The 22,640-nt window shown below is 40.9% G+C and carries 17 protein-coding genes and 2 pseudogenes; 12 read left to right on the forward strand and 7 right to left on the reverse strand.

The annotated features are described in order from the left end of the window. Positions 1 to 218: 218 nt before the first annotated feature. Positions 219 to 683 carry a restriction endonuclease gene (locus tag AC0YN6_RS29740; RefSeq protein ID WP_475751767.1) on the reverse strand — a complete coding sequence of 155 codons (465 nt, stop codon included), beginning with the start codon at positions 681 to 683 and terminating at the stop codon, positions 219 to 221. Positions 684 to 1,039: 356 nt separating this feature from the next. Between AC0YN6_RS29740 and AC0YN6_RS29745 the strand changes: the two genes are divergently transcribed. The 7 genes and pseudogenes from AC0YN6_RS29745 (at position 1,040) to AC0YN6_RS29775 (ending at position 9,218) form a co-directional block, all read left to right on the forward strand. Further along, the gene (locus AC0YN6_RS29745; RefSeq protein ID WP_475751768.1) at positions 1,040 to 5,476 is read left to right on the forward strand and encodes a discoidin domain-containing protein; all 4,437 of its coding nucleotides are present in this window, start codon (positions 1,040 to 1,042) and stop codon (positions 5,474 to 5,476) included. 210 nt (positions 5,477 to 5,686) lie between these two features. Continuing rightward, positions 5,687 to 5,794: pseudogene (locus AC0YN6_RS29750) on the forward strand (RHS repeat-associated core domain-containing protein); the annotation flags it as partial. Between the two features lie 362 nt (positions 5,795 to 6,156). Next, a complete protein-coding gene (locus AC0YN6_RS29755) occupies positions 6,157 to 6,417 on the forward strand; it encodes a hypothetical protein (RefSeq protein ID WP_475751770.1) in 261 nt (86 codons plus the stop codon). A 473-nt stretch (positions 6,418 to 6,890) separates the two neighbouring features. Beyond that, positions 6,891 to 7,400, forward strand: coding sequence for an RNA polymerase sporulation sigma factor SigK (sigK, locus tag AC0YN6_RS29760; RefSeq protein WP_475751771.1), 510 nt, complete (start codon positions 6,891 to 6,893; stop codon positions 7,398 to 7,400). Between the two features lie 310 nt (positions 7,401 to 7,710). Beyond that, on the forward strand, positions 7,711 to 8,154 hold the full coding sequence (locus AC0YN6_RS29765; RefSeq protein ID WP_475751772.1) for a GNAT family N-acetyltransferase: 444 nt from the start codon (positions 7,711 to 7,713) through the stop codon (positions 8,152 to 8,154). Positions 8,155 to 8,334: 180 nt separating this feature from the next. Further along, positions 8,335 to 8,565, forward strand: a complete 231-nt coding sequence (locus AC0YN6_RS29770; RefSeq protein ID WP_475751774.1) for a hypothetical protein — start codon at positions 8,335 to 8,337, stop codon at positions 8,563 to 8,565. 317 nt (positions 8,566 to 8,882) lie between these two features. Continuing rightward, positions 8,883 to 9,218 (forward strand): hypothetical protein, encoded by a 336-nt coding sequence (locus AC0YN6_RS29775; RefSeq protein ID WP_475751776.1) that lies wholly within the window; start codon positions 8,883 to 8,885, stop codon positions 9,216 to 9,218. A gap of 541 nt (positions 9,219 to 9,759) precedes the next feature. On the opposite strand, the gene AC0YN6_RS29780 is transcribed toward AC0YN6_RS29775, so the two are convergent. Beyond that, positions 9,760 to 11,271 (reverse strand): MFS transporter, encoded by a 1,512-nt coding sequence (locus tag AC0YN6_RS29780; RefSeq protein WP_475751778.1) that lies wholly within the window; start codon positions 11,269 to 11,271, stop codon positions 9,760 to 9,762. Between the two features lie 190 nt (positions 11,272 to 11,461). On the opposite strand from AC0YN6_RS29780, the gene AC0YN6_RS29785 reads away from it, so the two are divergent. Next, the gene (locus AC0YN6_RS29785; protein WP_475751780.1) at positions 11,462 to 12,277 is read left to right on the forward strand and encodes a MerR family transcriptional regulator; all 816 of its coding nucleotides are present in this window, start codon (positions 11,462 to 11,464) and stop codon (positions 12,275 to 12,277) included. 472 nt (positions 12,278 to 12,749) lie between these two features. Next, positions 12,750 to 13,925 carry a DUF4185 domain-containing protein gene (locus AC0YN6_RS29790; protein WP_475751782.1) on the forward strand — a complete coding sequence of 392 codons (1,176 nt, stop codon included), beginning with the start codon at positions 12,750 to 12,752 and terminating at the stop codon, positions 13,923 to 13,925. A gap of 255 nt (positions 13,926 to 14,180) precedes the next feature. Here the strand turns inward: AC0YN6_RS29790 and AC0YN6_RS29795 are convergent, their stop codons facing one another. Together AC0YN6_RS29795 and AC0YN6_RS29800 are read right to left on the reverse strand one after the other, a co-directional pair. After that, positions 14,181 to 14,825 carry a hypothetical protein gene (locus tag AC0YN6_RS29795; RefSeq protein ID WP_475751783.1) on the reverse strand — a complete coding sequence of 215 codons (645 nt, stop codon included), beginning with the start codon at positions 14,823 to 14,825 and terminating at the stop codon, positions 14,181 to 14,183. A gap of 2 nt (positions 14,826 to 14,827) precedes the next feature. Further along, a complete protein-coding gene (locus tag AC0YN6_RS29800) occupies positions 14,828 to 15,283 on the reverse strand; it encodes a helix-turn-helix domain-containing protein (protein ID WP_475751784.1) in 456 nt (151 codons plus the stop codon). A gap of 484 nt (positions 15,284 to 15,767) precedes the next feature. On the opposite strand from AC0YN6_RS29800, the gene AC0YN6_RS29805 reads away from it, so the two are divergent. The 3 genes from AC0YN6_RS29805 (at position 15,768) to AC0YN6_RS29815 (ending at position 18,634) form a co-directional block, all read left to right on the forward strand. Beyond that, positions 15,768 to 16,904 (forward strand): DNA sulfur modification protein DndB, encoded by a 1,137-nt coding sequence (locus AC0YN6_RS29805; RefSeq protein WP_475751786.1) that lies wholly within the window; start codon positions 15,768 to 15,770, stop codon positions 16,902 to 16,904. Beyond that, positions 16,904 to 18,070, forward strand: coding sequence for a DNA sulfur modification protein DndB (locus tag AC0YN6_RS29810; protein ID WP_475751788.1), 1,167 nt, complete (start codon positions 16,904 to 16,906; stop codon positions 18,068 to 18,070). Before AC0YN6_RS29805 ends, AC0YN6_RS29810 begins: the two co-directional genes overlap by 1 nt. A gap of 294 nt (positions 18,071 to 18,364) precedes the next feature. Then, a complete protein-coding gene (locus AC0YN6_RS29815) occupies positions 18,365 to 18,634 on the forward strand; it encodes a DUF2716 domain-containing protein (protein WP_475751800.1) in 270 nt (89 codons plus the stop codon). 210 nt (positions 18,635 to 18,844) lie between these two features. Here AC0YN6_RS29815 and AC0YN6_RS29820 read toward each other — a convergent pair whose 3' ends face one another. The 3 genes and pseudogenes from AC0YN6_RS29820 to AC0YN6_RS29830 form a co-directional block, all read right to left on the reverse strand. Beyond that, positions 18,845 to 19,057 (reverse strand): small, acid-soluble spore protein, alpha/beta type, encoded by a 213-nt coding sequence (locus AC0YN6_RS29820; RefSeq protein WP_475751790.1) that lies wholly within the window; start codon positions 19,055 to 19,057, stop codon positions 18,845 to 18,847. Positions 19,058 to 19,745: 688 nt separating this feature from the next. After that, a pseudogene (locus AC0YN6_RS29825) lies at positions 19,746 to 21,017 on the reverse strand (IS110 family RNA-guided transposase). Positions 21,018 to 21,357: 340 nt separating this feature from the next. Beyond that, positions 21,358 to 22,443, reverse strand: a complete 1,086-nt coding sequence (locus AC0YN6_RS29830) for a GerAB/ArcD/ProY family transporter (RefSeq protein ID WP_475751792.1) — start codon at positions 22,441 to 22,443, stop codon at positions 21,358 to 21,360. Between the last annotated feature and the right edge of the window lie 197 nt (positions 22,444 to 22,640).

Here is a 22,640-nt window from a genome sequence, read left to right on the forward strand (position 1 = left end):
AGTTCTTATACGATACTATGTGGTGGCGGTTTAAACCAACCAATGTGAAAGGTATTCATTTTGTACCTGATAATGAATGGGATGATAATTCACCTATACATTCAATTCACGTATTTTTTGATAATGGGGAAACTAACCAATAATCAAGTTATTACGCTAACGGGACACGATAGTTGAACAAGATAAGCTATGGCTAGAGGAATCATTGGACGGATTAATTAAGCTACCTCTCCAAACAATCTCAACATCAGACTACGGCGAATTGTGGTTTTGCATAGCCACGGTTCGCCTCCACGATCATGAACACCATCCGCATGAGGATGGTGTTTTTGTTTGTTCTGCATACATGATGATTGGTATATAGCGTAGTTATTAGGTTTGTTTGATTCGCGTGTATGAATCCGAGGAAACACTGATGGGATACGTAGTGTTACTGCAATGCCGCTATTATTGATAACCCATACTTCATTGCAATTGTATACATCCTTGCTGGATAGCCTCATTTTCTGACAGTGTTTTGCTTGTATAATGACTTTCTTATTTATAGCTGTTAGAATAAGGTCGACTTCGTAATCGCATTTCCCACCCGTTCGCTTGACATGCCAACCTTGTTTCTGTGAAGAATAACTCAAGATACCGAAGGCTAGCTCGTCAGATTTTAACGCTAATTTGTACAATTCCATTTAACCCAATCAAAGATTGAATCACGCTCCCGCCGCTAGGTGGGGGATATTTGACGCTCACCCATAAACGGTAAACAGTTCAGAGGGATTCTCATTTCATGCATCTTCAGTAATTAGGGTTTAGTGTAACGATGAAGATAAAATATCAATAAATAAACAAAAATGATCATGTGAATGCGGTTTCAATTATGTTAGGTTTGAGTAGCAAATTATACTATATAGAAAGGAAACCCTTAACTCGAGGGGAATTAATCATCGACTGCTTTTGGAAATACAAGTTTCTCCATCAAGTGTGCCATCTTCTTTGATGAAATTCAGCGGTAAGTTGTATAGAGCAAATTAGGAGGTATCCATTTATGTTTATCAAGTGTAAAAAGTCTATATCAGTTTGTTTAATGGTTTTGATGCTTTTAAGTCTCATACCCGTTCCAGTATTTGCAGCAACTACAACTGCAAATATAAATGAAAATGTAGCATTAAACGCTATAGCAACAGGTACCAACGCTGAGCCAGGAAGTGAATATTCTAATGTAGTGGATGGCGATAAAGGCAATGGATTAGATGCACGTTTATCCTCTTCAAAAAATACAAAACCTACGGTTATTTTAGATTTGGGGAAGGAAAAAGAAGTGCAATTTTTTCGTTTATTTCTAGAGGATCGGAAAAACGTTCAGTATAGAAATAATGTGAAAAAGTACAAAATTTCTTTTTCCAAAGACGATAATTTTACAGGAGAAGATTTTAGTGTCGAAAGAGAATTGGACACATTGACTAATAGGGACGACGTATTATTATCCAAGTCAATGAATATTCGTTATATAAAAATTGATATTGTAGAGACTCATAAAGATAATCAATGGGATAATGCAGGCATTGTGGAGTTTGAGCTTTATAAACAACCATTGAATGTTGCTTTAGGAGCAACAGCTACGGGGAAATATAGTGAAGGACAGGGCAATACGTATGACAAGGCAGTCGATGGGGACGTTACTACGCGTTTATCTTCCTCACGAGACACATTGCCAACCTTGGTATTGGACTTGGGGGATGAAAAGCAACTACAATTTTTCCGATTATTTTTGGAAGATAGAAAAAATGTCACCTATAAGAATAATCTGAAAAAGTATAAAGTGGTTTTCTCCAATAATCAAGATTTTACAGAAGAAGTGTACAGTATTGAAAGAGAATTGGATACTGAAACGATCAGTGATAATGTGTTACTGCCTAATCCCATCAAATCCCGATACATAAAAGTGGATGCTTTAGAAAGCCATAAGGACAAGACGTGGGATAATGTAGGGATTGCGGAGTTTGAATTACTGGATCATCCCTTTACGTTGGCAGATTTAGAATCAGGAAAACTTTCAATTGAGGATGTCCGTCCTACTTATAATGAAACATTAAATACAATTGTTGTACCGGAAATTGAAGGGTATAACATTGAAAATAATGGCGCAGATTTTGAACAAATCGTAAATAAGGATTTTGAAGTTCAAAAGCCCCTCACAGAAAAAATGGTTAAGATGGCTTTGAAGATCACAAATCTATCTACAAATCAAGTAACAATCACGAATGAATTCGAAGTGTTGATTCCGGGAATTCATAAACAAAATTCAGGAAATGAAAAGCCATCTGTATCACCGGAATTAGCTGAGTGGTACAGCGACAGCAATAAGGAGTTTACCGCAAACGGCAATAGTAACATTGTAATAGATAATAAATATAAAGACTCTCTAGAAGATATGGCAACAGAGTTTAAGGCGGATTATAAAGATATTACAGGGAGAGATATTGATATCGTATATGGAAATAAACCGAAGGAGGGGGACTTCTACTTTACACTGGATACCGACGATACCTTTTTAGGGAATGAAGGGTATCATATGGAAATCAATGATAGGGTTTCTGTACAAGCATCTCATCGAATTGGAGCTTATTGGGCTACCCGTTCTATTCTACAAATACTCGTTCAAAGTGATAATAAAAATTCGATTCCTTATGGAGAGATGCGAGATTACCCTAAATACAAGGTTCGTGGATTTGTATTAGATGTTGCGCGTAAACCTTTTTCAATGGAAAGCTTAAAAGATATTGCAAAAAACATGGCGTGGCATAAAATGAATGACTTCCAAGTTCATTTAAGCGACAATTATATATTCTTGGAAAACTATGGTGTAGGCGAAACAGAAGCTGAAGCATTTAAAGCCTATGATGCATTCCGATTGGAATCCGGCGTTACAAATAATAAGGGTGAATCTGCAACCGCGAAAGATTACGCGTATTCCAAAAAGGAATTTCAAGATTTTATTGTACAATCAAGAAATATTGGATTAAATATTGTACCCGAAATTGATGTTCCTGCACACGCTAATTCATTTACAAAAGTTTTTCCTGAGATTATGGTTGAAAATAAAAGATCGCCACTGCAAAATAAACGTCCATTAGTGGATCATATAGATATAAGTAAACCAGAAGCCATTGAAAAAATAAAAGAAATCTTTGATGATTACACCAAAGGGTCGAATCCGACCTTTGATAGTGAAACGGTGGTTCATATTGGAGCAGATGAATTTTTATCCAATTATAGGGCTTATCGAAATTTCCTTAATGACTTTGTCCCTTATATGAAGGAAACGAATACAGTTCGTATGTGGGGCGGACTTTCTTGGATTAAAGATAACCCAATTACAAAAATAGAAAAAGAAGCGATTGAAAATGTTCAAATGAACCTTTGGTCAAGGGATTGGGCAGATGGAATGGAAATGTACGATATGGGATATCAATTGATTAATACGATTGATTCCTATATGTACATGGTCCCTAACGGCACCGGAGGCAGAGGAGCATATAATGACTATTTGAACACCAATGGGTTATTTAATAACTTTGAGCCTAATATCTTGTCAACAAAATCAGGCTGGAAACCAGTTCCCGCCGGTTCTGATCAGGTGCTAGGTGCAGCTTTCGCAATTTGGAATGACAATATTGATAAACATTCCAGTGGATTAACAGAAATGGATATGTATAAAAGATTTCAAGACGCTTTACCCGTAATGGCAGAAAAGACTTGGGCAAACGGGAAAGAAAAAGGAAGTCTGGAAAATGTGAATAATATCGGTAAAATTGTTGGAATTGCTCCAAATTCCAATCCATTGTTTGAACAAAAATCTGAAAATGGGCAATATGCCAAATATACATTTGAAAAACAAAATGAAATGAAAGATCTCAGTATAAACGGCCGGAATTTATTCAATTCTGTAAATGCGTCTTTTGTAAAAGGAACGTCTTCGGAGGCGCTAAGTCTTCAGGGGAACGAAAGTTATATTGAAACGCCGCTGGATCAATTAGGAGAAGGGAATACCCTTTCCTTCGATCTAAAATTGAAAGAAGCCAAGCAAGGCGAAATATTATTTGAAAATGATAGTCCATATGGGACACATGATATTCGAATAATGGAAGACGGAAAGCTAGGTTTCACAAGAGAACTTCATGACTATACATTCGATTATAAGCTTGCGATTGGAGAATGGGTAAATATCAAGATAGAAACTTCTAATTTAAAGACGTCCCTTTATGTCAACGATGAGTTTAAAGGGGATGCAACAGGGAAATACGTGCATAACGACATAACGAAAAAGGAAAACATCGGAAACTCGACTTTTGCTTTACCGCTTAACAGAATAGGTTCAAAGACGAATTCAATTAAAGGTGAGCTTGATAATATTATTATTGAAAAATCTGGTGCGGGATCTGGTGCGGGGAAAATACCAAGTTCCAATATGACAGTTGAGGCTACATCTTCTTATACTGGAGAGGAAGCTAACAAAGTAATTGATGGTGATAGTCTGACAATTTGGCATTCAGATTGGAGCAATTCATCTGTTTCCTTGCCACAATCCTTGACATTTACCTTTAATGAGCCTGTGGCAATAGACCGAATGACGTATCTGCCAAGACAAGGTGCTAGTAATAACGGTACTTTCAAGAATATCGATCTATATGTGACCGACGAAAATGGCCTTGAGAAAAAGGTTGTCGAAAATCAATCATTAGCAAATGACCGTTCTTTGAAAGTAATCAAATTTGCTCCGATTACTGCAAAAAAAGTAAGATTAGTTATTAAAAATTCGTATGGGGACAAGGAAGATAAGTGGGCGGCAGCGGCAGAAATAGCATTCTTTTCCCCGGTTCATGCTGCAGGCGCATCCGCTGTCTTGTCGGGCGGTGATACCGTTCGAGCGGGCGGTAATTTGAATGTTACGCTTGGTGTAGCCGGCATCGAGAAGGCCGCATATGCAGGTGATATCATCGTTCAATATGACACGAATGCATTCGAATTTACAGGTGCTATCTCCGCTAAGGAAGGTGTAAGCATAGTGGAGATGGAGGAAATCGAAGCCGGAAAAGTACGCTTCATCTTGGCTAGCGCCGGCACGGAGTATGCGATTGTTGAAGATACCGACCTAATCACGCTTTCCTTCAAGGCGAGGGAAGTCGAAGAAGAGATGGTAGCAACAATCCGAGTGTCGAGCGTGAAGCTGGGCCATGAAGATGGAACGGAATCAGCGGCGGCCGGTGCCGACCATGACGTAACCGTAACAGCTGCTGGATCGTCGGGTGACATGAACGGAGACGGCAAGATTAGCATTGGAGATCTTGGTATCGTGGCGGCCCATTATGGCAAAAACAGCAGCAGCCCGGATTGGAATACAGCGAAAGTGGCGGATATCAATAAAGACGGCAAAATCGATATTATGGATTTGGTCGAAGTTGCCAAAAACATCTTGAAATAGTTTTTGCGATTCTCGCACGCGAAAAAAATGGAACAGCCGGGACAGTCCTATGAGGCTGTCCCATTCGGTTTTTTTGTCTAAGAAACGCCCAGCAAAGGAGATTCTGCAGTCTGATTTTACACCAATCAGTAGACAGACAGGGCCGAATAAATCGGGAAAGGCGATGAAGCCCATCGGACCTTTTAAGAGAGCAATCTTTACTATCTCTGAGCCAGATACTATGATCCTAGTATTGGAAGGTTTGTTAATGAGGATACGTATGAAGGGGAATTGGAGAATCCTTTGAGTTTGAATCTTTATAGGTTTGTGCATAATAATATGTCCAATTTAGTGTGGACGATCCGAATTGTGGTTTTGCACAGCCACGGTTCGCCTCCACCATGATTAAACCCGACCGCATGAGGTCGGGTTTTTTGTTACTATAAATACGACACAAGAATTCGATCCTGTTAGTGGGTGAGGTGGTTTCGTTAATTGCCTCAAATTTCTTTCCAATGAATTATAGAGTGAGACCGCGGGACAGGTAACTAAGGAATTAGCGATCTATGTGAGCTATACTGGATTTAATCCTTATTGCTACCTTAATGCTATGTGTTACGTATAATATGTGTGAGGTACATGTATTCTATAAGTATGTTTTCAAGACAGATATCAGTTGTAGAGTTGGAGGTCTAACAAAAATGCGGATTTTATTACTCAATATCAGAACAAGCCCAAAGGTTATTCCTATAGTACAAGCAATTGTTTGTGTCTTTGTCGTATTATATGTGTTAATGATTTTATCTGGTGGATTGTTCACTTCTTTTTTTACTATGCTTATTGCTTGTTTCATTAGCGTAATTGCGGCTGTGCTCATGCTAATTCGTAAAAGTTTCTTGTGGGCATTAGTTGATGTTGTTGTTGCTTGCAGCATGTTCATCTATTTCATCAATAACGCTTAAGTGAGCAAGACGCTTCCAATATGGACGTTAGTTAAATGGCATACAGAGAGATACCGATGTATTATTTATCTCGCAGAGGTTCTTAATTAATAGAAAGTGTGTTGAAAACTACTCGGGTGATATCAAAACTGTGACTACAATCGTAGAAGCCTGTGTGGCGTAGTCTTCGGACAGGGGTTCAACTCCCCTCGCCTCCATTAGTCAAACCCACAACCGCATGAGGTTGTGGGTTTTTTCATTTCCTCCATCTCTAGCTTCAAAACAAGTTCTACATGCTCCTTATAGACGATATTGACATATCAAAAGAACTAAATTTGTATATTACTTGATATTACTGAATGAAGAATCAAATCTCAATCAAAAACCTTGTTTTACTAACGTAATAAAGCCTCCTAGCTGCGGAAATCACAAGCCTGCCACTGCCCAGCAACTTGGCTAGCAGTAATGTATTGCATTAATTATTTTCACTCCAAATGACATCGCTTCGTGTCCACAATGTCAAAAAATTCGACAATACTGGGGAAGATCTCGAGGATTTGATCTCCATCGGCACGATCGGTCTCATCAAAGCGATAGAAAACTTTCAAACGGGTAAAGGCACGAAGCTAGCAACGTTCGCTGCTCGTTGTATCGAGAACGAAATACTTATGCACTTAAGATCACTTAAGAAAACTCGTAAGGACGTATCACTTCATGATCCGATAGGAACGGACAAAGAGGGTAATGAAATTACACTTATCGATATACTTGGCACGGAAGCCGATGATATTGTGGACAGAGTGCAGTTGAAGATTGAGAAGAGTAAGATTTATCGTAATTTAGATATACTCGATGCTCGTGAACAGGAAGTTATTCGTGGGCGGCTCGGGCTCGATCAGAGCGGAGAAGAACGGACGCAGCGGGAGATTGCGAAGGAACTGGGGATTAGTCGGAGCTATGTGTCGAGGATTGAGAAGCGGGCACTCATGAAGTTGTATCATTAGTTTTATAAGGTGAAGCGGTAGGGATGAGCTGAGCTCAAATTTTAAATTTGGCTTGTTGTTTATAACAATAAAGTTACGGTAGCGATTTCTCGATGTTACATCCATATCTGAAACCATACGGTAGAGGTTCCGTTTGGTTTTTTTACTGTTTAAGCACTCCAGACATGTGGATGACTTAATATTGATGGCTCACATGTATTGGTTTTTATGACTGGTACACTTAGGCTCTGTTATTAAGCTAACGGGCAGGATTGCTTCATCAATTGTCGAATCCTTTTGTTCGCGAATATTTTTATTAACGGGGGCAGGCATGGAAATTAAGATACGAGAAGTTGTAGCAAACGATTATACTGAAGTTGTTTTCTTATGGAACGATGTACTTGGCGTTCGTACTGTTACGGATGAGAACTTTCGCGTTACGATGGAACAGATGATCAAAGCCGGCAATTACAAAACGTTTGTAGCGTTACTTGAGAATCATGTTGTTGGTTTCATATCTATCGTTCATGCAATAGCTGTAGGGTCAGCGAATGGTTATCTGCATATAACCGGCCTTGCTGTTCATAATGATTTTCAGCGGCATAGGGTAGGCACTGAACTGCTACGATACACTGAAAATTATGCGAAAGACAGCGGAATATCCAGCATTATTCTATGTACCGGGATGAAGCGAACCGATGCCCATGCTTTCTACGAGCATAATGGCTATGACAAAGATTCATACTGCTTTGATAAGATTATTAAACTTGACTAATGAATAACCATTTTGCGTTACGCTAACGGGGAACGTTAGTTGAACAAATAAGGAACGATTTCCTTATTTAGTTACTATGTGATGTGACTTTCTGGTTAATGGCATTATGAGATGAATAAGCATCTGCTACTGAAGAATAAGAACCAAGTGGATAAGTTCTAAGTATTGGGAGGTATAACATTGCGTGACTCAAAACAAATTCATGAAATAACTAAGCTCTTGGCATTATGTTGGGATGAAAACCGAGAATTGAGTTTCGGTGAAATGATAGATACTATATTTTCATTTTCGAAAGGCCATACTCAAAATGAATTCTGGAATATGGAAACCAAACAGTGTTTGATAGCTATAGGAGACTTTCGAGAAAAAAAGCGATTAGAACGCGAGAAATACATAAATGATGCGGATTAACCGTAAAAACTATCGGATCTTATAAATTGATTGAACTGAGGATGTATTCCTTACTTAAAGAACAAGTTGATAATATCAAATAGGTAATGATTTATGAATCAGCGAACGATTTTTATGTCTTTTTGTATGAAGAATAATGATCCTAAAGAAGGTGAACATCACGATACTATTTATTAAAATACAGTTTCACCGCTCAACTAACGGGACACGATAGTTGAATAATACACATTGATGAGTAGGTGCTACGGTAGCCTGCTCTTTTTATTAAGCTAACGGGCAGATTACTACCATTGCAATAATACGAAGGAGGTGTATTTATGAAATTTAAACTTATTGATATGAACGGAGTACCAGTAATTTCTTTACCAATAGGTTTTGATTTGTTAGTTACTTTTATCGGGACAAATCTTCAAGATAAAAATGAAAAAGGTATTTGGGTGATTGATTCGATTAATGAAATATTGAGCGGTAAAATGACCAACAAAACCCTATCTGGTGTGAAGTATCATGTGGTCGAGCTAAACAATACAACCGTGAGGATAATCGACCCATACTCCGACGACGTAGCTTATTGTGAGCTACCCATATACACCTTTAGAAACATAATTGTCAACTGGCTCCAACAAAAGGATAAATACTACGGATTACGCTAACTGGCAGGATAGTGCGAAAACTACATGGGTACAATATCCAAAATAATATCCCAAGTAGGTGCACATAAATTGGATGAAAATATGGTGACGTTAATTGTTCCAATATTGCTCTCGATGATCTTTTCGATATTGATGAGCAGAAGTTCGTTAGTAACAGCCACCATCATGAATGCCGTAATTCTAATGTTAGGATCATTGTGGTTCTGGACCAATGTAAATGACGGGCTAGCACAAGTTACTCAGATTGTTCTTTACATCATCTCCTTTGTTGTGATCTTGGTAATAACATTCGTTGTTGCTGCATTGAGAAAGAGAAAAACGAAGGGACACGAGAGTTGAATAAAACACTGTGGCAGACAGCTAGATGATCAGCTGCCTACGTTATTGTTTAAGAATAGTTCAAGATTACGCTAACGGGTGACTTTACTGTAATAATAGGAGCAGTTTGCCGCGGCAGCTGCTCCGGCTTTTTTATTAAGCTAAGGGCAGGATAGCAGAAATCCATTTTTTTGAAGCAGATAATTATAGCTATAATATGGAGTTAATGCTTATTGTCCCTAATCTTTGCACGTTTGGATGCGGCTCGGATCATAAACGCAGTGACGAAAAGGATTATTGTCGCAGTTGCAAGAACAACACTAAACGACTTATCAAAAGCAGATTGTCCTAGTTCAATAAGAGTGGATTTATCTGTGGGCGGCAAGCTTTCTGCGGCCATAAGTGCTTCATCAAGGCTGTCCCGAACTACCGCCGAGACAGATAGTCCTTCAGGAAGAACTAATGAAGCTGTATAGACAAACGACGAAAGACCGCCGAGAAGCGCAATGCTTAGAGCACCACCTAGTTCGAACGATAATTCCTCAATTGATGCGGCCATACCAGCTTTTTCTTCTGGGACGTTTATCATAATCGAATTTGAAGCAGCTGTCATCGCTCCCCCAAGACCTACACCCAGAATCATTAGTGCTACGATCTGTGTGATTATATTTCCGTTATGAGTGATCAGAAGGGCACCCATCCCCAATCCAGAGACCAACAGACAGACCCATTGCACTTTGATCTTGTCAACACGATGCAATATCAGTCCTATGAGTACACCTGAGATGAAGGAAGCTATTGGAGTAAAAATAATGAACAAACCTGCCTCTAGGGGAGAATATCCAATAACTAGTTGAAGTCGCTGGGTAACGATGAATTCCATCCCAATAAGTGCGAAGCAAGACAATAGAGCTGTCACCACTCCTATAGAAAATTGCGAATCTCTAAATAAAGAAAAATCAATTAATGGATCAGGGCTTCTACGTTGATGGCGTACAAATAAGATCATAGCAATGACTCCAATTATGGCAGATATTAATGCGATTACAATTGAACCTTCACGTCTGCTGATCTCCTTAATTGCATATACGATAGCAACTAGGCCGATCATAATCTGGACGGAACCAATGAAATCCCACGTTATGTTCACATTCCCTTTACGGTTTGGAATATACAAGACGCCCAGGATCAGTGCGATAATAACGATAGGAATATTGATGAGGAAAACCGACCCCCACCAGAAATGCTCTAGTAATAAGCCGCCAATAAGTGGGCCTACCCCAGCCCCAGCAGATGAGACGGATGCCCAAATGCCAATAGCCAGTGAGCGCTCACGCTCATCGGAGAAGGTAGTACGGATAATGGAGAGTGTTGCAGGCATCATCATGGCTGCGCCAACAGCAAGCAGCGTACGCCCAGCAATAAGTACGAGTGGTACCGGCGCGTAGGCAGCAATTAGTGAAGCAATCCCAAAGATAGCTAGACCGATGACGAAGAGTTTCTTATGCCCTAGACGATCTCCTAGTGTACCTAGACCTAGTAATAGTCCAGCCATTACAAGTGGATAAATATTAACGATCCAAAGTTTTTCCGAAGCGGTAGCAGCAAGATCATATGTTAACTGCGGCAAGGCCGTGTAAAGTACCGTCATGTCGATGACTATTAGAAATAGAGCGCTGGATACAATCGCGAGCACAATCCAGCGTTGAAGTTTAGACAGGTGTAGGGTAGACATTTAGTAATCCTCCGATGTGAAATATCAAAATTTTGCGTCCTGTAAGGTATTATGAGCGACGAATAGCTCAAATATGAATAATCCTCCCTCAATTGGTTGCTACGACTAATGTTTCTTGACAGGGCGTAATGGTTACGATAACCTACTTTGAAGTATAGGGTAACCCGATAGTCAAGAGGAGAGAACATAAATGTCTAAGGAATATGATCAATACTTTACGACGAGTGAATTCGCCAAGGTATGTGGGGTAACGAAGCATACGTTGTTCCATTATGATGACATTGGTATATTAAAACCGGAGATCGTTAAGGAAAACGGTTATCGTTATTATTCTTACAAGCAGTTTTATACCTTCGATACGATTGCAGTTTTGAAAGAGACAGGAACGTCGTTGAATGAAATAAAAGAATATATAAAAGATCAAAATACATTACATTTTTTATCGATGCTCAAGCAAAAGCAACAACAGTTGGTTGAAGAACAAAGAAAGTTAGAGCGAATGCAGAGGCTTTTACAGGGAGCCATTGATAATACTAATCGTGCACTTCATGTTAATTGTGGGGAGCCTTGGGTCGAGGAATGTGAGGAAGAGTTTTTCATTGCGGTTAGACTTTCGAAGGAAGGTGATGAAAAAGATCATGTCAAAAAAATATATAGTATCTTTGATTATTGTGACGAACACCTTATCGATTATGACTTTCCCATCGGTTCGATTATTTGTAAAAAACATGTAGAGGAAGGGGTCTATGATCCCGATTATTATTCCAATAAAATCAGATATAAGCATAACAGCGAGTTACTTTATATCAAGCCAAAGGGCAAATATTTAATCATGAATCACAAGGGATCTTACGAGAGCTTGCCCGCGTCCTATGAGAAGCTAAAGTCTTATATTACCTATAATAAATTGACCATTATGGGCAATGCGTACGAATATGAATTACTTAGTTATTTAGCTGTTGGGGATCCAGATAAGTATGTCATTCAAATCGCGATCCAAATTTAAATAGCATTTTCTCTGCTTCGTGCAACAACCGATTTTTAAGCTAACGGGACACGATAGTTGAACAATCAAGGAGCAGTTTGTTACGGCAGCTGCTCCATTTTTTTGTTAAGCTAACGGGCAGGTTTTTGTAGCGAATTTGCAGTCGGAACCTTGGCTTATTTGTTTTCAAGAGAAGCAACAATTGAAAAAAAACGGGTTGAGTGCTACATTCTAATCAGACCAAAATCGATAGATGGATTCGTGTAAAAGGAGAGGAAAAATTGAAAAACTCCTCGTCTAGTTGGTTAGGGAATTCGATGGAAACAATATGTTAATCATTGCACAAACCAAGAAACGAGATCGAGGGCGGCACCGTACTCAAGAAAGGGCACACGCCGCCGTCAGACGGGACGCAAGATCAAGATGTTGTTCCCAGTCGTGAGATCGATCGATCACATCATAAGTCGCACTTAGCGAACAGGAGGCTTCGATCTTGAAAAATAGAGAAATGAAAGTTTGGTCTTCCAATCCCCCCGCGAATTGTCCGCTGTCGCAATCGGAGACGATCAAGGGAATTGCCTTCACAGGACGTTACGCAACTTATACAGACGCGGATACTTGGTATCCGTCCTGGGCTTCGGACGGACACCTTTACTCTCCTTGGACGGACGGCAATATCGAGGAAATGGACTGTTTTTCCTTCGATAGGGAAGAACCAAAGAAAGAAAGCGCGTCGACGGGACAAGCCCGTATTGAAGGCGAAGATCCATTAGATTTGAAGATCATCAACCTTGGCAAAACGGAAGGAAACCCGGCGCCGTACCTCGGCCGGTATCCGTGCGGCAGCCTCGTTCATGATGGCATCTGGTATTATGGCACGTACTGTCTCAGTTATCCGAGCTCTGGTCCGGAAGATGGGCACGCATATAATTGGCCCTGGCTTGGACCTCTCGTAGGATTCCGCGTTTCGAAGGATTTCGGCGAAACCTGGGAGGAGAGCCCACACACGCCGGAACGTCCGTTATTTGGCGAAAATACGGTGAATGGCGAACCGCTCAAGCTGGGGGCGCCTCACTTTGTTGATTTCGGCCGTAACATGATGCACTCGCCGGATGGCTATGCTTATTTAGTCGGTCACGGCGCCGTCGAGGATGATCCGGAACCTCGCTTCGCGAACTTAAGCTGGATTTCGGGCGACCAGATCTATCTTGCGCGTGTGAAGCCTAGCCTCGAAAACATGAACGATGCGTCGAAATACGAGTTTTTCGCGGGACATGATGTTAATAATGCCGAGCCGATCTGGTCTTCTAGCTACGATGAGGCGCGCCCGATTGTGGATTGGAACAACCGCTGCGGCTGCGTCACTGTCACCTATAATGCCCCGCTCGGCAAGTATATAATGTGCGTAACGGACGGTTGGCCGACCACAGACACGATGAACTCGTACATCTTAGAGGCGGACACGCTAACGGGACCGTGGCGCATGGTCAGCTTCATGGAGAAATTCGGGGTTCAGGGATATTTTCTAAACTTCCCGTCCAAATTTGTGCAAAGTGAAGACGGCCGCAGGCTGTGGCTATGCTATTCTGGAAACTTCACCAAAGACCAGGAAACGAACCCTCCGGGCGGAAAGTACGCGATGACCTTACAGGAAGTCGTGCTCCTTTAAAGCTTCAGCATAAAGAAGAGCGTTCCCACGTGGAACGCTCTTCTTTAAATATGTACATTTCATTTATTTTTTAGAAAAAAATTGCTAAATATAAATGCCTATTCCACTAACGGGAAACGATAGCTCAATAAGTACTAGCTAAACTATTACGAAAACCGGATTCCTTTGTAGAATAAAGGGTACGGTTTTTTCATGTAATGAATTGCTTAGAGTACGATTTTTCCCGTTTCGTGAGGTGACCCCTTTATGGTCACTTTAGAATAAATCCTCTTGGATTTCAGGCGAAAGGAACATATCCAGATTCATGACACGAATTTGCCCAAACGGATCGATAAAATCCTTGAGATTATAAGTCACGATGATGTCCGCATTATGTAAAACGGCAGACGCCATAACAGGATAGTCATCGACATCCTTTAACGGTTTCTTTCGTCCCCGTTGCTGGAATACTAACTCTTGCAACGAAGATATTGTCATTCCCAAGTGTCTTTCTATTACATCTTGTCCCTTTTGGGTCCATCCGTATTCTTTTTCCAATATCTCCTCGACAATCTGTTTATAGCCGTCGCTATACTTTGGCCAAGGCAGATCCTTCAGTGAATCTAAAAACTTCATATTAAAAATACCATGAAACATTATAAATAGAGCCATAAGATCGGTATGTTCAAAAGCAGTTGGTTTCATCGGGCCACCTGGTTCGGTTCGGATTGCTATGCCTCCGGAGCGCAACAACCCGTAAAATTCTGCTTGTACTGCTTTAGGTAAGCAAAATTCAACAAGACCATTAAGGTGCATATCGTACAGCCGGTCGAATTCTTTTCGAACACGATGATTTCGATAGATAAACCGGTCGGCGAGTATGCACCCGTCCCAAATGATAATTTTAATGCTATTGTTCATCGTTATTCCTCATCATGGTATAGCTCTTTGCGGCGGATGAGTTCCATTTCAAAAGCATCTTTGAACAACTCTTGTTCCCGCCGATTAACTAATGCCTGGGATGGAGGATTTTTGAACTGTGACTTCGGAATCCGGATATCCCGACTGTTTTCATTTGAGCGTTCATACTTAATCTTGTTTTGCTCAACCCATTTATACACGGCCTTATCCGAGACTTTAAAGCGTTCGGCCACTTCCTGTACCGTAAAGTATTCCTCTTGCTGCGAATTGGATTCTGCCGCCAATTTGAACGCATGTTGTCTGACGCGAGGGTGAGCAGTCCTGTTACGGATGCGAGGGGTAGAGATGATAACCGACGATTCCAAAATCGACTGTGCCATATGAATTTCTTCAAGCGTCACATTTCCCGTTTCCACCTTCACCAAAATGTTACGCAAAGTATCTTTTACCCTTGTCATACGGTACACCTCCTTATCATAAGTATACCACAATTCACGATAATTCAACCGTATTCAACCAACAAATGTACCGTTTCTTGACTGACCCCAATAATAGAATCAGCGGCAGCTATAGACGAGAAAATAAAGTCTGATATGCTCCCCTCACAGTAGCAGGCTTTTTATTATTTCACCTGTCTACCGTATAGGGAGCATATCAGACGGCAGCTGCTCCCGTTCTTTGTTAAGCTCACTGGCAGAATAGCTCAACATCCTGGTCAAAAGGTTTCAAATGTATTACGCAAGTATGTGAAGGATTTGAAATATAAATCACCTTATAGACGTAAGGAGGAAAGTACGATAACAGCGATCTTTTTGACCTCAATTAAAGGACATTTCATGTTAATCTAGAAATATTATTGGGGTAGGAATGGCGGAATCTTTTTTACTACAATATTAGGTCTGTGATTACTCTGTAATAACCAATCATGAATGGAGGAAGGATATGGAATCTATTAATTCGTTATCTGATTTATTGACATCCGGATTGACCAGCTCGTTCATGGAAATACCGAGTCAGGCGGCAAGAACCTTCGGGCAGTCCACCTTGTCTGCAACAATACCGATGAACAAGCTGTTTTCCATTTATGAAATTGACTTAGAGGTTCAAAGGCAACTAGTACCCAAGAATGTGTCCGGCTTAATCGATTATATTCTCTTATATTTAGACCATGATCAAAACATCTATTTTCCTGGTATCATCCTGTCAGCCCGTGGTACAGGTCACTATGCTGCAGATACCGGAATGTATAGTCTACAGCCAATGGAAAAGTGTTATGTCGTAGACGGGCAGCACCGGCTGGCCGCATTCCGTCGAGTAATGGAGACGCTGCAAAGCAACCTTGCAAGGGCTAAGGATCGTAGAGAATACGAACGCGTCGAAGAGATAAAGAACAAACTCCGCAAGCTCTACGAATTCCCGGTCTCCGTCATGATCTATCTCGATATCAACGCCAAACAGGAACGCCAGCTCTTTTCCGATATTAACAAGCTTCCGCGCAAGATCGGTGGAAATCTTGCTGTTTTACGCGATCAACGACGGTTCTACCATATAATGGCCTCTAGGCTAGTACAAGAGTATGACGTTATGAAAAGACTCCCAACTGATATATATTCCGAACGAGGCAAAGATGAAGAACATCTTTTCTCATATTCGTTCCTGATCGAATTACTGGTAGCCTTATTCGAAGGCCGTATGAAAGCCAATGTGAAAAGTAATGGGTACCATTATTCGGAAGAAGTGCTGGAGCAGCATCTAATACAAGCGTCGCTGTACTTTGGCATACTGATTGACTCATTGCCGGAACCGGACCGTCGCGAGGCATGCTGGTCTGAAAATATTCAGATTGCCCTGGCGCTTTTTCTGCATCAGGAAGCGTTCAAGACATTACAGTTCAACGTTTATACACTTACTTACGCCGCTAAGATCTTTAGCCATATCGACTGGAAAGCTATTTACAAAGATGATGAGAAGGACCGGTTGCCGCGCAGAAGTCGGATTATGAAAGCTTACCAATATGTTTGCGATTTCTATAATGATCAGCACATCTTGCTTCTGGTAGACAAGGAGGATGTAGTCTAATGGACGGATTACGGTTACGGATGACAATTCACCCCTATTGCGAACGTTACGGAATGGCAACGGTGTCGCTCAAGGTTCATGATCTGCTGAACTATACGGCTATCGATCCGATGGTGCAACGAAAATTAAGCGGCAGTCAGCGGAAAAAAATTGTGCATTACCTGCAGGAACGTGAATTGGATCATGTCTTCTTTGGACCCGTCACGCTCTCACTGAGAGATGTAAGCGCATTCGCGAAAGAGGGAGACCATCTCGTCCTTCTTCACGGAGGGAAGCTGAGCATCCTTGACGGACAGCATCGGATACAAGCGCTTGGGCATACCAATGAGAAATTGCATAAAGAAAGCCGGAAGTACGAGCGTGAAGTAATGAAGCTCAAGGTTAAATGCCGGAAATCACCTGAGAATAATGAGCTTCGTGAAGAGCTAGAGCAGACAGAGGGGCTACTAGCACAGCTTGAATCTAGGAGGCTCGACCTGTTGGAGAGTGAGCTGTCCGTCCAACTCTATATCGGCCTTGGAGAGGAGGAAGAGAAACAGCTATTCGGTGACATTAACTCTAAGGTACAGTTAGTAAGCAAAGAGCTAGGGCATGCTTTCGACGGTAGTGACCCGCTTAACACCGTCATTCAGCAGGTTGCGGATTACAATGAGCTGCTAAAGACAGCCGGCATTGAGAGCCGCAACAATTTAACGGCATTCAACAAAAATTATACTTGCTATAGCTGGCTATACGCGACGGCCTCCATACTTTTTACGGGCAAAATGCAGCCCTCCTATGAGCTAGCTCGGCGCATCCGCAAGGATCCGGCGGTTCATATAGAGCTTCTTCATCAATTTATGAACACAATTCTTCCACATATGCCTGAGCAGCCAGGACTAACGAGCTTTATTTCATCTAGCAGAGTGATGCAGGAGGCGATTGCTTTGTATGCACACGGCTATCTTGTACAAGATAACGACACATATAAAGGGGACTGGGTTTCCTGCTTGAACATCCTGAAGAATGTAGATTGGACGCATAACAATGAGCAACTTGCCGAGAAGATGGGAAGGATGGACAACGGTAGATTGAATCTTATTCACGAGAAGACGCTGAGAAAACATTTGATTATCGTAGATTATTTGAACGAATTTATTTATGATATTACTCAAAAACCAGTTTAACGCAATAATCTTAAGTTTTGATATAATTTGTAAAAGGACGTTCCCTCACATATTAAAAGGGGTGTAAGAATGAGTGGTTGGGCGATATTAGAAAAAGACGATTTGGAAATAGTGTGGTAAAGATTTTATAAGGCATTTCATTTTTAACCAAGCACCACAATTTTTCCTGCGTATAACCTCCCAACCCCGTTCGTCAAATATGATATATCTAATTTTCAAACAGAAGAATTCGTTAGAGACTTCGAGGAAAAAGCCATTATAGCGTTTTAACAATGCAACTAGCCTGGAGAACTTATATACGCATTAGATTGGCAACATGATTGCTATTTGGTGGATGCACGAAAGGAGTTCCCCAGACATGTCCCTTGGAGAGTCAACAATGGAGATTGGGTAATTTCCATTCATCCAGATGGAGATTATCATTTCTTTCTCGCGAGGGATTTTTCATGGGGGATTTTAGGTCACCCTTGGGAAGAAACAATAACTATCTACGGAGAGAAGCTTATTAGTTGCTTATTAAATGATGAACCACGTATGCTTCACAAAGTCTTGCAACGAGGCTGAGATTAACCGACTTAATTGAACTAAACCCTTAAAACCGAGGGACGGGTAACGTTAGTTGAACAACAATAAGCTTTCCGATTGCAAGGCCGGCAGCTTCTTTCGTTTACTGGTTAGCGCTTTTGAAGAACTTGAAAACAATAAAAAGTAAAATTTAAAATAGCCCTCCTAGTCTCTTTATGAGATTGAGGAGGGATATTTTTTAATATTAAATCAGAATCTTTTTGCCCCTGAGCCAAGGGATTGTTCTGCAATTTGAATTAAAGCTCTTGTGATGTTTCCACCAATAGTACCTGCATCACGAGTAGTCATATTCCCATTGTAACCATCTGGAGACCATTGAATTCCAAACTGTTGTGCTACCTCATATTTCATTTGGTCAAGTGCTGCTTGTGCTTGTGGAACGACTAAACTTTTTCTGCTCATGTATGTTCACTCCTTAACTGGATGTGAAGTTATTTTGTGGATTTTTTTTCTTTTTATACATCAATTATTGGAATTAGAAGTGAAATAGATGAAATGTACTTAAGGTTTTATAAATACGTTCATTAATGTACACCACCTAGAATGTGAAATCCCGGAAAATATCGTAGTAGTAGGATACGAACCTATATCCATATCCGAAATGGATAAGAACATGTATCGTTAGCCATGATCAACGGTACCGGTCCGATTGCTTAACCAGCTGGAAAGAATCGTATGGTAAAATGATGGCATCAACGACATTAAACTCCCTTGGTACGATGTGTTTTTCTCACGAATGCTCGCTTATTCGCAGGATTTCGCCCGGTTGGTAAGGGCTGAAAGACAAGAAAGGGAACGCCGTGTTAGACTTCGGCAACATGAAGGCGCATGGGAATAAAGGGGGATTATTGACGCCCCATATACTTCCATTTACTGCACGCATTCTCCACGCCGCCCTTGGAGGTTTTCACTCCCATGTCTTAACGGGTCAGTGCCCTCTCATTCCTTCGTTACGCCTATCCAAGGGGTGGAGGCCGGGCTTGCTAACGGTACGGGTCGGTGCCCTTTGGTTTAATGAATCCGGTACTCCGTGCTTTCTTTGAAATCCTGCGAATAAGCCAAAACTCGTACAACGAAACGAGTGGTATGGTTAAGCTGCTTGCAAGAGCGGTAACGTTTTTTGTGGCATGTAGGCTTTACCGCTGCGTGCCATCCCGACTAGTATTCTAGCCATTTTACCGCATATTTTCATAATGGACCTCATTTTCTTCATCTTCTTGAATTGCACATTGTATGCATGCATCGCTTGAAACTCCGAATTGTTCATGACCAAACTCATAGTAGCCATGAAGAGGAAACGGCGAAGGCGGGATCGTCCGCGTTTGCTAATCTTCATTTGCCCTGTCCATTTGCCTGAGCTCGCTTCTGCGAGGTTAAGTCCTGCATGACGCAGCAAAGCATTTCCGTGAACAAATCCGCTTAAGTCCCCAGCCTCACCTAAAATACCAGCTAATGAAATGACACTAATCCCTTTAATCGCGAGGATGGATTTTGCAAAGGGAATGCGTTCTAATACGGTTGAAATTTCCTTCTCCACAACCTATAGCTGTTCGTAAGCAAGGTCGTACTCGGCGAGCAATTGTTTCAAGTGAAGTTTGTAGTAATGCGTAGCTGACTGAGATCCTACAGAATGGTTGGCCAGCTCGATGAGTGCTTTTGCTTTTCTAGCACCACAGTGCCGTTTCATGATGGTTTTCCATCCCTGAATCAAGTTCTGAGGCTGCAGCTTACTGAGCTCCGCTGGAGTAGGGAAGAGGCGAAGCGTAGCAATGGAACCGATACAGGTGATGTCCTTGAATACGTGGCGTAGTTCAGGGAAAACAACGTCAACCCAGCGGTGGATCTGGTTTTTGGCACTAACAAGCCGCTTCACGACGAAGTCACGATTAGAGAGAAGCACACGCAGATCCTCGAATGCTTCGGGGGTCGTGCGAGTTTCTGAGTAGTAACCGTTCTTGACCATGTCGGCGATAACAAGTGCATCCTTTCTGTCACTCTTTGAAGGCGTATTGTCGCGATTCTCTTTGTTCTTTTTGACGAGATGCGGATTGACTAAAACGACTTCAAAATGGTGTTCTGTGAGCCACCGAGAGACGTTAAGCCAGTAATGCCCGGTAGGTTCCATCCCGACGATGGCTGCGCTTAAACGATGGGTGGTTTGCAGATTTTGAATCCAACGCAAAAGATTGTGAAACCCCTCCTCGTCATTGGAAAAGGATAAGTAGTCTCCGATGATGATGCCACGAAAATTTACAGCGCGCGCAACATGCATCTGCTGGGCGATGTCGATCCCGACAACTAAATGCTGAGCAGTAATTTTTTCAATGAGTTGATTTTGTCTCGCTTGCGATTTAAACTTCATAGTAGAGCGTCCTCCTGGATGATGGGATTTTTTAGGGCTATGACCCGTTGCGTACTCCCATCGTACCGAGGCGCTTCTTTTTTTGCAAAGCTGATAATTAACGCTCTACAGGAATGCTAATGGGCAGCATAGCTTAAAAAATTGGTTATTATAGATCATCACATTCTTTCCCTGTTATTACCTGTTTCTACAGTTTAATATTCACGTTACAATCGTTCTGTTTAAGTGTACTTAGGGGAGTAGAGGCAGGGGGTTAACGGGACTACTTAGTAGTTAAAACAATAAGAGGTTTTCGTGCTTTATCATGCGAATTGACTTCATAACTATCCACTTATTTTTGTCATCCTCTTTTAATTCCAGTAATTATTATCATGAATAACGGAATGAACAGACACATGGTCATGGTATAGAATGGGTGGAAGTATGAAATCACATTATTATAGTAGACGATGTTTGGAGCAATAATGATTGATAAGACGATTACGATTATTCCTAAAGGAAAAAGAAGTGAACGATATTCATTTAATTTAAACGTTTGAGCCAGCCCTAATGTTGCTGCATAAAAAAGCAGACTAAGTTTGTGAAAAATTGTAATAAACCATGCAAATGTTAACACAGCTTCTATTCTTGTGATAAAATCGGCAACATTTATTTTTTTAGCTAATGTATAGATTGGGTATAGATTCCTGCTGGTTTGATCGGCACCTAGTACAAGAATAGAAACAGTTGAAATAAGAATTATTACAAGTCCTCCTAACATTGCCCCTAGAATTAAACTCTTTTTCACTCGTGCTTTTTGAGATACATATGGGAGAATCGTTAAAAAAATAACAAGTTCTAAAAAAGGATAAGTGATAAAAGTTAATGATCCTCGAAGTATTGGTTTAAATCCATCTTCTAGGATAGGTTGCAGGTTTTCAATCTGAGCGCTAGGCAAAAGAAAGACAATTATTGGCAATAAGAACAATATAAAAAAAGGGAATAAGATTTCCGCGCATCGAGCCATAGGTTCTAATCCAAGGCGGGTTCCCATCAAGACAATCCCCATAATAAGAATAAGTAAGGATAGGATGGGTGTTTGGGGCATCATTTGAGTCGTAAAAAAATCACCTATTTCCCTTAGATACTCTCCTGCAACGAGTAAAAAATAATATACATATAGAAGAGAGATAAACATTCCGATCCATTTTCCAAAAATTTTTTCGCTCATTTCTATCAATGTATAATTAGGGGACCGTCTGTTTAGAGCAAGGAATAAAAGTAACACTAACAACCCAATTCCGACGCTAAAAATGGCCGAAATCCAAGTATCTTGTTTGGCTACAACGGCTGGAATAGCGGGAAGAACTAAGATAGCGTCACCAATCGTTACAAAAAAACATAAAATCATCAATTGACGACTTGATATTTTACCATTTTCAAGCATTTGATCACCTTTCTATTATTCAGGTCTGGTTCTATTATTGGAATTTACTTATGATTATATACGCTTTTTCTTCCTTCATCCCTTTGCCAGTATCCAAATGAAACTTGTGTAAACTCAGAAAAAGATTCGCAATTTACTTTCTATCATCATAGTTGTTTTTTCACTTTTTGTGGTATTTTCAACGGCATATGCAGAGC

The organism is Paenibacillus sp. J22P15, from assembly GCF_056269345.1.

Coding starts and splice junctions, on each gene's coding strand:
- AC0YN6_RS29740 (WP_475751767.1), bottom strand. CDS start 683: ATGGAATTGTACAAATTAGCGTTAAAATCTGACGAGCTAGCCTTCGGT.
- AC0YN6_RS29745 (WP_475751768.1), top strand. CDS start 1,040: ATGTTTATCAAGTGTAAAAAGTCTATATCAGTTTGTTTAATGGTTTTG.
- AC0YN6_RS29755 (WP_475751770.1), top strand. CDS start 6,157: ATGCGGATTTTATTACTCAATATCAGAACAAGCCCAAAGGTTATTCCT.
- sigK (WP_475751771.1), top strand. CDS start 6,891: ATGACATCGCTTCGTGTCCACAATGTCAAAAAATTCGACAATACTGGG.
- AC0YN6_RS29765 (WP_475751772.1), top strand. CDS start 7,711: ATGGAAATTAAGATACGAGAAGTTGTAGCAAACGATTATACTGAAGTT.
- AC0YN6_RS29775 (WP_475751776.1), top strand. CDS start 8,883: ATGAAATTTAAACTTATTGATATGAACGGAGTACCAGTAATTTCTTTA.
- AC0YN6_RS29780 (WP_475751778.1), bottom strand. CDS start 11,271: ATGTCTACCCTACACCTGTCTAAACTTCAACGCTGGATTGTGCTCGCG.
- AC0YN6_RS29785 (WP_475751780.1), top strand. CDS start 11,462: ATGTCTAAGGAATATGATCAATACTTTACGACGAGTGAATTCGCCAAG.
- AC0YN6_RS29795 (WP_475751783.1), bottom strand. CDS start 14,825: ATGAACAATAGCATTAAAATTATCATTTGGGACGGGTGCATACTCGCC.
- AC0YN6_RS29800 (WP_475751784.1), bottom strand. CDS start 15,283: ATGACAAGGGTAAAAGATACTTTGCGTAACATTTTGGTGAAGGTGGAA.
- AC0YN6_RS29805 (WP_475751786.1), top strand. CDS start 15,768: ATGGAATCTATTAATTCGTTATCTGATTTATTGACATCCGGATTGACC.
- AC0YN6_RS29810 (WP_475751788.1), top strand. CDS start 16,904: ATGGACGGATTACGGTTACGGATGACAATTCACCCCTATTGCGAACGT.
- AC0YN6_RS29820 (WP_475751790.1), bottom strand. CDS start 19,057: ATGAGCAGAAAAAGTTTAGTCGTTCCACAAGCACAAGCAGCACTTGAC.
- AC0YN6_RS29830 (WP_475751792.1), bottom strand. CDS start 22,443: ATGCTTGAAAATGGTAAAATATCAAGTCGTCAATTGATGATTTTATGT.